The sequence below is a fragment of the Hymenobacter elongatus genome (assembly GCF_004745955.1).
GTDB classification, from domain to species: Bacteria; Bacteroidota; Bacteroidia; order Cytophagales; family Hymenobacteraceae; genus Hymenobacter; species Hymenobacter elongatus.
Window position 1 is genome coordinate 155,622 of the sequence record NZ_SRLD01000005.1, and the last position, 13,097, is coordinate 168,718.

Sequence of the window (13,097 nt, forward strand, 5' to 3'; positions counted from 1 at the left end):
CAGAGAGGGTGTTTTTGAAAAACATTTTTTGAAAAAAATATTGAATCTGAGGCATTCTTATATACATAAAAAATTTATTTCGCCAGTTTTTTTTGGGCATATATTTCAACTGGAGCATAATTTGATCCATCACATGATTTGATAAATCTAATATTGCTCTTTGCCTTCTTTATCTCGAAGAAATTCTCTCCAATATTTTTCACCAATGTATCTCCAAGTTGTAAACTCCTTCTTACTTCTATGTAAAATCCTCCATTGTCTCTGTATGCTATTGTTTTCATTGTTCTTGGATCTATTCCGGAAACGAAAAATTCTCTACCAATAGACTTGTTATTTAACACGATTATATTTACTTCTTTCCTCTCAAATTGCCTGACATCCTCTGTGCAAGAGACAACTTCAGGGCATGATGTTAAGGTTACGCATACGATTGACATGATAATAGAAACAAGTATTCTGTTGTTTGTCATTTCGCTAAAGGGTTATTGAACCGCAGTAAGGGCACTGTATTTGTTTGTCCAGTAGAATAGCCTAAGCCACTAGAGACTCCAACTGAATAGGTAGTGTATCCATCGGGAGCTACAGTATTATTAGATTCTGTTTTTATTCCCAGAGAACGGCCAAATGAAAGTGGGCCTAATGCTGCGCTTTGATAGAAAGAGCGACCTAATACCGGTTCTAAAGTATTAGAAGGAGCAGCAGGTGTCGTTTTATCTGCTGCAAAAAAGGAAAAACTTGGAGACACATTAAAAGAAGGTCGAAAGGTGTCAGATCCGCTCAAGCCAGAGTCAAGCGCTCCATAAAGCATAAGTTCAGTATTATTTATCGCTAACCCAAGTTTCATGCTAAAACCCATTCCGTAAGCGTTTGGACTCCAGGCAAGCTCTCCACCGAGGATTTGTGGGTTCCATGGTGAGTATGCATTAATTCCCACATCCCCACCAGACAAGCCATAAGATATTACTTGGTCTGCTGCTGTTTGTACAAATGATGTTCCTTCTTGGTAACCATTATGAATGATGTCATATTCACTTCCTCCTCGATTGTTAACATAGGTTTTCTGACCTGTTTTAACATCATATGTGTATTCATGGTCTTCCCCTCCATCTTTATCACTACGGGAAACAGGATTATTACCCATGCCGATATATGGACTAAAGTGTTGCCTTTTCGGGTCTACGCTCATCCACCGGCCAATCCTCGCATCATATAAGCGTAAATCGAAGCTGTTGTAACCCGTTTCAGAATCAAATTTACTGAATTGTCCTTGATAACCATGCTGGTAGCTGTCTAGGTAGCGGCGTGTCCAACTGAGGCCGGCGTTGCGCTGGCCATAGGCGTAGAAGTGGTTCTCCTCTACCAGTGGGCCAGTAGTATGCTCAATTTTCAAATCGTCGAAGTAGACTCTGTCCGTAATACCATAGGTATTTACTGACACTTCTACTGTACCCATGGAGTCCACTTCCAGCTCGTAGGTCAGCTTTTCCCAATTTCCTTCGGCTGTCGTTGAAACGGGGATGGTTTGGTTGGACAGGAAGGCGCCGCGCTTACTGCGCACCACGTACTGCAAAGCCGCATTGGGTACCTGCTGCTCCACAGGAGGGGCTAATGCCCGGTTTTTGCCGGAGCCAAGCGGTATGAGTAAGCCAAAGGAAAGCGTGTTCAGAGCCTTACGCCACGTTGGGGGCTGCACACGCGCATGCTCTGGAGTAGGCACTGTGGTGCTGGTGCCCGCCACTACCGCACCCGCCAGTACGAAAGGCGTTGCAGCGCGGAAGATGCCGCCATCCTGGTTGGGATAGGCCGCATATACTTCAATCTTGATTTTATCGCCCCGGTCTACCTGAAGGGTTTTGCTGGGCCCCTGGGTATTGTCTTCGCCCAATTGAACGGAGTAGCTGGAGCCGCCGTGAGCGAAGGCCGTAGTGCGGACCGTGGAGGTAGGAAAGTTGAAGTCCTGCTTTTCGGGGCAGAGCTGGCATTCCTCCATCGTCGCCAGATACGTCTGGGTGGTAGGGCGCCGGAACACAATGCGGGTGTTGCCCAGCTGGTCGTTCAGCTCATAGAGTTGCTGGCCAGGCTGATCGTTCAATGGCTGCCGAATGAGGCCTACGCGCGTAGCTCCGTAGAGAGGCTGCTCGTAAAGCTTCACCTGGCGGGTCGTCGCATCCGTGACGTAGGAAGCCAGCTCGTTGCCAGCAGCATCTTGCACGTAGTACGTTTCGGTGGGGCCGCCGTGAATCAGGTGCAGGTAGTCCTGCTTGATAACCCGTCGGCCAAACTCGTCATAGATGTATTTGGCGACGGCAGATGTTTTAGCCGCATCCTGATACACTGCCGTTACCTTGCCCGACACGTCATAGTCCAGGTATTTGTTTTTGGCGGCATCCTGCACTTCCTGCTGGGCGGTCATTTGGCCCAGCTGATCGTAGGTGTATTTAATCACCTCCTGGTTGGATGCGTGCTGCTTCACGGCCGTCAGCTTGTTGGTGTTGGCATTTATACCCAGGTAGCTGTAATCGATGTTCATGCCCGGCCCGGACAGGCCTTCGTTGCGGGTGAGGCGCGTCAGGTTGCCGTTGGGGTCATAGGCGAGGTTGCCTTCCGAGTACACACCCGTTAAGTCGGCCGTGAAGCTGTACTGCCGGTTGCCAGTGCTTGCCACAAGACCATAGTTCGACTGTTTCAGCTCACCCCGGTCGGTATACTGATAGCCATAGGCGCTGATGGGCCTGGTTGGGGTTTGCCAGATGTTGGCCTGAATCGTGCCATTGAACCGCTCGGGGTAAGCAATGGGTAAGGTCGTTTGACTAGTGGGGACAGCTGCTGATTTATAATCCGAATTGTAGTAAGAGAGCGACATGCCAAACAGATCAGGCAGAATTACGTCCGGTTTGCCGTCCGGATTCACGACGCCGTCTTTGCCAGGGTCGTGCTGCAGGTCCGCATCGTTAACTGACTTAAGCCAACCTTGCGCAGTATAGGTGTAATCGAGGCCCTGCAGGTCCTTGTTATACACCACACGCTTGAGCGGACTATGCATATAATATTGGTAACGGACTTGTTCGGTATGCGGCCCGATGGGCGCTGCCGGATCGTCATTCCCGGTTTCTACCTTCACCAGTTGCTGGTCCTTGTTGTAGGTATAATAGTGGGTAAGTCGTTCCAGAGGCGTGTCTTTTTGGTAGCAGACGCTGCCAACACTTCCATTGAAAGTGTAGGTATAGTCAATCGTACGAGTGGGATGGTCTTTGATGCGTTTGATGAGCCATTTGGCCCGGCCTTGCTCATCGTAGCTATACCACGTCTGTGAGGTAGTCAAGGAATGAGAACCCAGTAAGACATCGTAATACTTTATGGTTGTGGAAACACGACCGTCCAGAAATTCCTGGGTGTAGTTGGAACGTCCGTAGGTTTCGTAAGAGACATCGTAGACGGTGGTCGTAACATCGACGCGGTGGCGCACATCGGTAAACTCACCGGTATCAATAGCGCCTTGGTCGTTACGCAAGGAAGCGAAGTAATTAGGCTGACTGGCAGTGGGACGAGCTTCACCGGCCTCGACAATTCTGCCAACTGCATCGTAGGTTACATAAGAAAAATACCCTGTAGTACGCTGCAAGGCGTTTTGCGAGAAACGGAGCTTTCCGTCTGTCCGGTATAGATATTCGGTGCGCCCGGCATCAGTTTCTGTGACTGCCAGCAGGCGGCCCTGGGTGTCATACTCGTAGCTGGTAAAGAAGGGCAAAGACGCCCGCGTTGGATACGTGCTTTCCAGGGTACCCGCCTTCTGCGCGTCGGCCAGCAGCTTGACGCCATTCGGGGCTAGTGTGCCGATCAGCTGACCTTTTTGATTGTAAAAGCTGTAGCTGATATCCTGGTACACGTTGGTGTAGGTCAGCTTCAGAGTACCACGCTTACTTCTGATCTGATAAAATCCGGCTGGCAGGGCAGTTATATCGGTAACTACGCCGCCCGTAACTGAATTGACCAACTCATATTGAGCTGCACCGGATAGCAGCTCAATGCTGATTGCGCCCGCGCTGAAAGTGCAAAAGTTGTAGAAAGAATATGCTTCCCGGCTCTGGGCTACATAGTCCTCATGCTTGAGAACAGGAATGGGTCCAGTGGTATCGATATAAGGCGTAGCAATGGTAAAAGGGTCAGTCGAATAGAAATAATACTGACCGGTGTAACCTGAGGTAGGAATGGAATAGCCAGTAGCGGGCCCAGTATACACCAAAACCTCATTCCCGTCATACACCATAATGTCTGCCGTCGCCGCTATGATAGGTGATAGGGCTAACTCACTAGCAGCTATCTGAAGGCGGTAAGGCCAACCAATCTCCACCGAACTTTGCACGATGGTGAGTTCGGTATTCTCGCCCGGTCGGGCTTGCATAAGTGAGTGGCCTTCTTTGTCCTGAATGGAAACAGATAGCTGCCCATGTGCATCGCGGCTTACTTGTTGGGTAGCGGCCATGCTTAAGGTTGTAACACTGGCTCCCATTTCGGAAGCCGGAAAGTAACGGTTCTTCAAGGCCAGATACGCATCCAACTCTGCCCGGACAGCAAAACTGCCCGATACAGTTTCCTTGTTTTGCCCTAAGCGAAACGCATCACCCGGCATAGAAGCTCGCACCACACCGGTGCTGCCATCAGGCGCGCTCTGGGTCCGAGAATAGGGATAGGCTGTAACGGCTGTATAAGGCTCTAGGGTGTTATTGGTGCTATAATACCAACCTAGTGTCCCAGGCATAGCGACGGCCGCAGGTTGTGGAGCGGTTACCGTCGTCCAATTATCAAAGTGCTTGTAGGAGTAAGGAACTGTCGGCTCACTTTGAGAAGTAAAAAACAGAGGATCGTACTCAAATTCTGGTGACTTTGTAGGAGCCGACAGAGTACTGCCCACCGATTGATCATAGCTATCGTAAAGGGGTTGGGAAGCTAATATTTTACCAGCCGTGATGTTTTTACGTTGGGTTTGGAGCGCCTTACCCACTGCATCAAAGTAAGCTCTAGTCGCCCCCGTCACCTCCCCAGCTTCATCATAGCTAAGCTCTTCCGTCCAATTGATTTCCCGGATGCGTATCGTACACGGCTCAGAGTAGAGAACTCCCGAGCATGTTTGAACTTTAGCCCGATATAGAGTTGTCTGAATCAGGCTCGAATAAGAAAGTTCATCCTCCGTTTCGTTGATGGAAGACCAGGTGATGCCATTATCCTCGGAAGATTGCCAACCAGCAATAGCCCCCGTGTAATCAGCTACCATCACTGTGCCCTCATTATTGCCAGCGCCTACTTCCCGGTTTCCATAAGTCTTACCGGCAGTTTCTTCTACGGTTACCGTAAAGAAAGCTTCAGGTAATGTTTGGCACCCAACCGGCGTAGCTTTGAATTGAGTAGTTATACTAATTCCACTTGGCAGGCTTAGTTCATATAATGCATTAACAGTTGATTGAATTGGTAACCCTTGCGTTACCCAATTGTTGCCCACAAGTTTGGACCATTGTACTTCCTTGACTCCAGCAGAACCAGTGTAAGATAGCGTTAAGGCAGCATTAGCACAGTTTTGTGAAGGTCCGGTAATCGAACCACCCTGAGAGAGGCCAGCTGTGATAACAGTTAGCTCGTCATTTCCACAGGGGGCACTGCCTACTGGTTCGTTACGGTACTGCTCTTGGCTTTGTCCTTCACTTGTTGTTACAAATACATCAATTGTACCTGGCTCATACCATGTTACAGTATATGTTGACCCCGTTGACCCTGAGATTACTATATTCGGAGTTGTAGTAGAAGTTGATCTTGAAATGGTCCATCGGTACTTGTTCGTGCCGGAGCATGTTGTCACTGCTCTGTAGGTGCAAGTTTGTCCAATGCAAGGAGTGATGGCCCCACTTGTAAGTTTTATAGTTACGGGTTGCGGGTTCTGAGCACACACACACTGGGAACTAAAGAAAAGCACCACGAGTAGCCAATGACTCAGAAAACGCTGGTAGAAATAAGAATCCATTAGAATGGTGCTACAGATTATTGGACGGTAATTTTCTTAGCTATTTCCCGGCTATTGCCGAAAGCATCTTGGATTTGCACTTTCAGCCAATGAATACCTGAACCTGTAGCACTATAAGTAAAAGTAGAGCCTGTGACAGGTCTATAGGCTCCACTAGCCGTAGTTTTATAACCAATCTGACTAGTAGCTGCTAGCGCCGCCGGGAGTAGCACTTCTATGGTAATGACATTTCCAGCCTGCACCTTCAACTGTAGCTCCACCTCGTCCAGAGCAGTAGGTGTACCAGCGTAGTGGTAGTTATAGCCGCTTATCTGCCGAACACCATGCGAAAAAGTCTCGCGACTTACTGAAGTTATGCGTCCGACCGCGTCGTATTCGTAATGTGAAAACAAATTGAAATTATCCAGAATATCAGTCACCCGTCCGGTGCGATTATTATATACATAGGCTTGGGTGGAGGCGTCAATTGGTTGGAAGCGAAAGTCATCCATATACACATCACCAGCACTTTCATTTGATGAGTTCACCTGGAAAGAAGAATTGCCCCAACCAATGGCCGGAATCTGCAATTCTAGTAAGTACCACCCATTAGCTTGGCGAGTCGACGTTCCCCTAACCGCGTCCTTCTGCACCCCGTTCAGTAAGTAGGATAGTTTAACTTCTGGGCTTGTAGCCCATACGCTAGCTTTATATACCCGCCGAGTACTAATTACTGCAAGAGGCACATTATAAGAGAAGCCATTATGGGTGGATAGAACCTTTAGACTTTGGGTGCCGGTATGCGTTTTATCAGTCGTACGTGCTGGGTCACTAAAGATTGTAGACCCGCCGCTGGCCAGCGTAGTAGTGATGCCGCCGCTGAAGCTGCCATTGCTAGCCGGCTCGTCCTCAGCACCAGAATAAGCTATTTCTTGATAACGCGTCTGACTGCCGCTGATGAGTACTTTACTGTGTGTGAAGCCTCTCTTTGTGGCTACAAACTGCTGATTCATATCCTTAGCTTCCAAGGCGCCCGAGTAAACGTCGTAGAGGGTTGCTTCTAATGTAGCCCGCCACCAAGGTGAGTTGGCTGAAGAGTAGAAGTCAACGAAGCTTTGGGGAGTTGAGGGATTCAAAAGAGTTACACCATCTGGAGTTGTTCCTTCAGGCATCCACACATAGCTTTTATAAGGTCGCCAGATGCCGGGCTGGCTACCAAATAAGGTAGGATCAGTTGTGTTGGCACCCAAAACTGGCACTTGATCTGACCATGTCTGCACCTGTGCTGACAGTATACCCACAGCCGTATTGGCCGCATCTACTTTGTACACATAGGTGCTGGCCTGCTGCATTAGCATGTTGCGGTTGGCGGCCTGCGTGGTCTTCGGACCCATGGCCGGGTATTTTCGGTACGCGGGCACGGACTGGGTCATGAACCGGTTACCGTATCCATCAACGGACAATACTTTGGTAGGGGCCCCCGAGTAAAAGTCGAAGGCTAGGTTCTGTGAGGACGTCCGGACGCCGGTTTTGTAATTGATGGTAGTCGTGCCCAATTGGATAGTGGGGTATACGTCTCGCTGACTCATTACGATTTTGCGGTCGTAATGCATACCTGGGTTCAGCACTTCCCTTGAATCGCCAAAGCTTTCCTGAATGATTCCCTGCTTGTCGAAAGCCGCTAGCTTTTGGGTATAGGCGGCAGCTTCTTGCTCCGTAGTGCGACTCTGAGCATCATCATGCAAATAATGATTAATAGTCTCCCTAAGCTTATTTCTGCGCTGATCGAAGGCAATGATGCGTTTGAGCTTACCAATGCGGCTGGTGAAATCCTTGATGGCCATGCGCCGAACTCGGACCTCCGACTCTGAAGTAGCTGATAGTTGTGTGAAAGGGGCACCGGTGAGGCCCAACATATATGGCTTGAACACCTCAAACTGGTACATCGAGGAGTTGGGCATTGTCAACTCAGTCGTTTCGCCTTTTCTCTTTAGAACATCCTGAACAGTAACAAATTCATACTGAACTCCCGGACTAGGAAGCTCACGGGACGTAGACAGCAAAGTAGGCAGACTCTTGTAATATGTCTGCATCCATTCTTTATACAGGTTTTTAAATGACTCACTGGTATTCTCGGTATGGTAATAGGCATATTCACTTTTAGGTACGTTGATGATAGAACCAGGCTCATAAGAGGTTACACCCGACGAATTACCCGCGAAATCATAGTTGTAAGTTGTGGTACGCTCTGCCTGAGCCGTAGCAACTTTGACTTTACTAACGCGAATACCTCCGCCGTAGTATTTCTTAGGTTTCTCAAATCGTTTGACAAATCCAAGAAATATTGTTGTAGCATTGAAATTAGAGCCATCCATTGGGTGAAACAATCCATTATTTGGATCTATTTCTTTTACTGCAATCGCATACGTGTTACTAGAGCCAGCTGCTGTATTCTCATCAGGCACATCAACAATGGAAAGAGGAATATCTTGCCGCATTTCTGTTCCCTGCCCAGATTCTTTGGATACTAGCCCAGACACAAGGATTTTTTCTCCTATTTTGAAGAAGGATGAAGTAGCAATATGGGCTTTTATTAATATAAATCCTTGGCCGCGTACAATTTCGTTACTTGATACAGTGCGCAAGGGCCCACTACTCGGTATGTATGCTATAGCATCAGGTTTTTCGATAACTGTTCCTTTGTAATCATCTCCCTCGTAGTCAAACGATACTGTAGATCCCAGCGGAGAGCTAATCGTGCGTAATGACCAAACATCAGTCGCTTTTGATGACACTTCTGTTGTAGCGCGTGTATAAACTTCAATCCCTCCAGTTGTTCTAGGGTCATAGTCACTTTTAAATAGTCCCCACTCATCAACGTGATCCTTCAAATACGGCGGATTCTTTGTCGTACGAGCATCATAGTCTGCAAGAGGCTGAGGAATGTTAATTAAATAACGAACCTCAAACCGATCGTTATTTGGATAGCTTAACGATTCAGATATATATTTAGTAAGAACACAATATATTATTTTTTTATCGCTTTTGAACACAAGTATATCCCCAACTTTAAATTTGGATTTATCGGCTCTGATACCACCAACTTTATTTATTTCAGCGGTATTCCCGTTGTTTAGTACAGTTACTTTTCCTCTTTTAGTAGAAATTTCTGGTAATTCATACCCAAAACGAGTAGGAGGAATTAAACTCACGCACCCTTCACCAAGTGTTTTTAATGACTTTAACGTCAGCTTACCTTGTAAATCAAGGTAAGCTGAGGAGGGCTCGTGATCCTTAGAAGTGTAAAATGCATCAGCCGTACCATAACTATTAACAGTGCCGGGTGAAAGAGAATAGTCGTAGGATAGCTCCACACCTTTTACCACTTTTCCTAGGAATGAAGTGCCTAGTGAAGCAATATCGTTAGTATCTATTATATTTTCTCCTGTGTGCTCTCCTCTTTCAAAAAAAAGTGCTACATCGGCACCAGGATACTCAGGATCTTGACTGCCTATACCTTTTTCGGACGCAGGTATATTATATGTACTAGAAAGTGATTTAATATCAGTAGGAACGTCCTTATTGTTTAGCAGCAGTATTCTTTTGAGCCGTAGTTGAGCCTTCGCATAAGTATAAATTTTGGTGACCACTGCATTCTCACAAATACCTTGATAGCATTCAGCTTCTTTAAAATTAGTATTTCGGCTTATTCCATAGGGCTGCTGAGCGCCTGCACCCCGGTAGTCCTTTCCATCAGCACGCAGCTCTTTCTCAAAGATGGCCGTATGGGAACGGGTACGAATCGAGTTCAAATAGTAGATCTGCTTGAAGCCAAATGAATGAGTTCTGAAGCCACCATCCAAATCGATATGAAAACCCTCCGAAGGGTTACGCCACTGGTATGACTCAATCCATTTGCCATAGTTAAAATCAACCCAATAACCCCAGTCACCTTCATCGACGAGTCCATCAGAGTTTCGGTCCACGTAATCTGGACCGGTTACTGCCGTTAGAAACCAGGTATAAGCATAATCGTTCGGTTTACTAAGCTTATTCCATGCGGTGAGATCATTAATATTTTCAGTTTTTACCTGTTCACTACTGCTGTATGCTGGCAACGCAAAGTGGTAAACGACGCCACTTTCATTCGTAATCATAAAGCCGCCTATCTGATCATCATTGACTGCCTTTCTGGTCAGCCCTGCTGACGTTGTGTTAATAAAGCCAGCGAATTTAGCGGTATTCTCACGAATTTGTTTGTTCGTGAAATATTCAATGTGCTTAGAACCCGTGAGTCTATCTTTTGCTGGATCATAACCTAAGTTATCATTTGGATCGGAGCTGCCTTTAACAGAGTTCTTATCGAATGTATAGCGTAAATCATTCGAATTATCCCCAATCCAAGGGCCTTCAGTATTTTCCTGTAGATAGCGGTTCGAAAAATCATTTTCGAATCGAAATGATAACTGCTTATTATCCGAAGGACGTGGGTTCGACATGATAATAATCCGGCCATCTCTGGAGCGCCGGGTGCGGCTATATAATGCTTCCTGATAACTATAGGGGCGCATACTGCCCGAGAGTCCTTGGGCTACAACATTGTAGTTATCGTAGTCAGGAAAACTTCCTCCTTGCACAAAATCTGGATCCGGATTATCGTAAATATTTTCGTTTTCCGGATCAAGGAGGCGATAGGTATCATAAGCTTGGTTATCAAGTTCTGTCCTTTTGTAGCCATGTCGATACTCGAGCGAGTTGTCATTATAAGATATAGGAATTCTAGCATTGGATTGAAATCCCTTTGGATAATATAAGGCCCCATGAGTTGCGGCTGTCTCTGTTTCATCACTCCATACACGCTGGTAATCATATCCGAGTGATACGCTGATACCAGGATAAACAGGAATATCAATACCGATACTTTGGGATTCTGAACTGATGTTACCTGCCCGGTCATTGGCTATTCCAATACTACCTCCCCCAACTTTAACGGAAGGAGAACCACCAGCTGAACTCATACTAGCGCCTAATAATGTGGTGCCACCAGAACTTATGCTAGCGCCACCATTTGCACTTACAGAACTGAAATTGGTGGATAGGCCAACATTGGCACCTACTGAAACAGCTGTGTTGCTACTTACCCCAATGCCCGCTCCCATGTAGCCCTGGCCGTACCCGTCGGTGCCCATCGACACCGAGGCACCAACTCCTACTGATGATTGAGAACTAGTCAGACCTAGGCCCAATCCGAGATATCCACCTACTCCGAAGCCCTTGTAAGTATCCTGAGAAAAGGCAAGACCAAAGGATACTGAGGCTGGGCACCCTTGTGCCCCAGCTGTTATACCTACCGAATAAGTTGACCTCTCACTGCCTTCCCAATACTCCCGGTTGACCATCGAGACGCCGTTATGGTCGTCAGCATAACCATTTACGTTACGGGAAATAGCCCCTGGGTTCAGACTCCAACCTAAACCCACCCAGGAAGCATCAGTATTGGGTTGTACACCAGCGTGATAGGATAAGGATAAGGGATACCCGCCTTCAGGTCCTGGTACTTCCAGCAATGGAATACCATATGTTAAGTCCCCGCTATTTAGATTGACCATGTCCGTTGTATCAACGGGCTCAAAGTTGGTTGCTTCGGGCACTGTTGGCCCTGAGGTCAGGGCATAGCTAGCCACTGGCCATACCAATTGAGTGCTCATCTGGACCAGAAAAAAGACCGCAATGGTGCGAGCTACCCTATAATTTTGGAAGAACATATACTGGAAGCAAACGTGTTGTGTAGGCGGTTTCTACTGAAAACTGATTTTGGGTATTTTTTGAATATCTGACTGGCGAAAACGGAAAGCTAGATTACCACAACCCAAACCAAACTCTCGAACATTTACTTGCAACCATTCTGCTTTTGGCCTTAGAGGAAAAGCCAAAAGTAACTGTGTGGCGGAACTCATAGCATAAGTCCGATCAAGAGAATACGTGAGGGGACGTAATGTGTCACCGTCTGCAGTCGTTATACTAACATACTGTTGCATTCCAAAAGACAATGTTCTTAGCAACGCGCCATACTTATTTAGCCCTACTGCTGGATCTAAAACCTCATGGCCTTTTACTGAGAAAGTAAGGGTAAAATACTGAACAGCATTGTATGCGCTGGAGGCTTCTTGGAACGCTATGGCCGTAGCAGGATGCTCAGGTGAAAAATCTCGAAAGACTAGTAAATCCACAGGTAAGTATGAGGCCGTAATATGGATATCCTGTACATCCTGAATATGAACAAGTCCGTTATGAGTATCTTGAATATATATCTCTAATTCTTCACCGCTCACCTTCTGCTTACAAGCAGTTGCTACGAGAAAAAGGGATATAATTGCACTGAAAAATCCGAATTTCATTATCTTTTATAAGGTCTATATTCCTCATTTAGCTCAACTATCACCTCATCTGTAATGTCTAATCCTTCTCGGGCGTAGGCAATATTGCCACTCTGATTTGCTACTAAGATTAAATCATAATTTTTTCTTTTACCGTATTGACTCAAGAATGCGTTTACTTGGTTAAGAATCAACTGGGTACTCTGATCATCTTCCCTTCTAGCATTTTCTTGCACTGATTTCTGATAATCTACTAATTGCTTCTGCTTATATTGTATTGTTGATACAGCAATTTTTTTCTCTTTTTCTGTCATGGTACTGACTCCTCTCTCATACTGACTAATGGCTTTTTGTACGATATTTGTTAACGTATCCGTATTACTTTGCCATTTGAGCAATTTTGCTTTATATGCTCCTCGCGCATCAAGCATTGCTTGATAGTTATTCAATAATTTGCCAGAGTCAACATAAGCGATATTTTTATCAGACAAGTTGAATAAAATATAAGCAGACAGGCATATAAGTATTATTATACATGCAGAGTGTATTTTTAATGTCATGCTTTTCAGGCAGGGTGTAATTCAAAACTTCGCTTGGGGCCGATATCTTTGAAGGAGACCATTGCCCCCCTTGTGATGATGACCAAAGCGGACTACCTAGCCCTGGCTGAAACGCGTTTCGAGGCGCTCTGCGCCTTAGAGCGGCACGCCGACTTCTACACGTTTGAG

At 46.5% G+C, this 13,097-nt stretch carries 5 protein-coding genes; all 5 read right to left on the reverse strand.

The window, feature by feature from the left end; genetic code table 11:
* Nucleotides 1-74: 74 nt before the first annotated feature.
* Complete coding sequence (locus E5J99_RS04440) at nt 75-470, reverse strand: hypothetical protein (RefSeq protein ID WP_135496510.1); 396 nt, start codon at nt 468-470, stop codon at nt 75-77.
* The gene (locus E5J99_RS04445; RefSeq protein WP_167851980.1) at nt 467-5,497 is read right to left on the reverse strand and encodes an RHS repeat protein; all 5,031 of its coding nucleotides are present in this window, start codon (nt 5,495-5,497) and stop codon (nt 467-469) included. The genes E5J99_RS04440 and E5J99_RS04445 overlap by 4 nt, the downstream gene beginning before the upstream one ends.
* A 533-nt stretch (nt 5,498-6,030) precedes the next feature.
* Nucleotides 6,031-11,757, reverse strand: coding sequence for a hypothetical protein (locus E5J99_RS04450; protein WP_167851981.1), 5,727 nt, complete (start codon nt 11,755-11,757; stop codon nt 6,031-6,033).
* Between the two features lie 33 nt (nt 11,758-11,790).
* A complete protein-coding gene (locus E5J99_RS04455) occupies nt 11,791-12,390 on the reverse strand; it encodes a hypothetical protein (protein ID WP_135496513.1) in 600 nt (199 codons plus the stop codon).
* Nucleotides 12,390-12,860, reverse strand: coding sequence for an OmpH family outer membrane protein (locus tag E5J99_RS04460; RefSeq protein WP_167851982.1), 471 nt, complete (start codon nt 12,858-12,860; stop codon nt 12,390-12,392). Before E5J99_RS04460 ends, E5J99_RS04455 begins: the two co-directional genes overlap by 1 nt.
* Nucleotides 12,861-13,097 lie beyond the last annotated feature (237 nt).

Bases quoted from the DNA above. Each gene is read 5' to 3' on its own strand.
- E5J99_RS04440 (WP_135496510.1), bottom strand. From the start codon at position 470: ATGACAAACAACAGAATACTTGTTTCTATTATCATGTCAATCGTATGC.
- E5J99_RS04450 (WP_167851981.1), bottom strand. From the start codon at position 11,757: ATGTTCTTCCAAAATTATAGGGTAGCTCGCACCATTGCGGTCTTTTTT.
- E5J99_RS04455 (WP_135496513.1), bottom strand. From the start codon at position 12,390: ATGAAATTCGGATTTTTCAGTGCAATTATATCCCTTTTTCTCGTAGCA.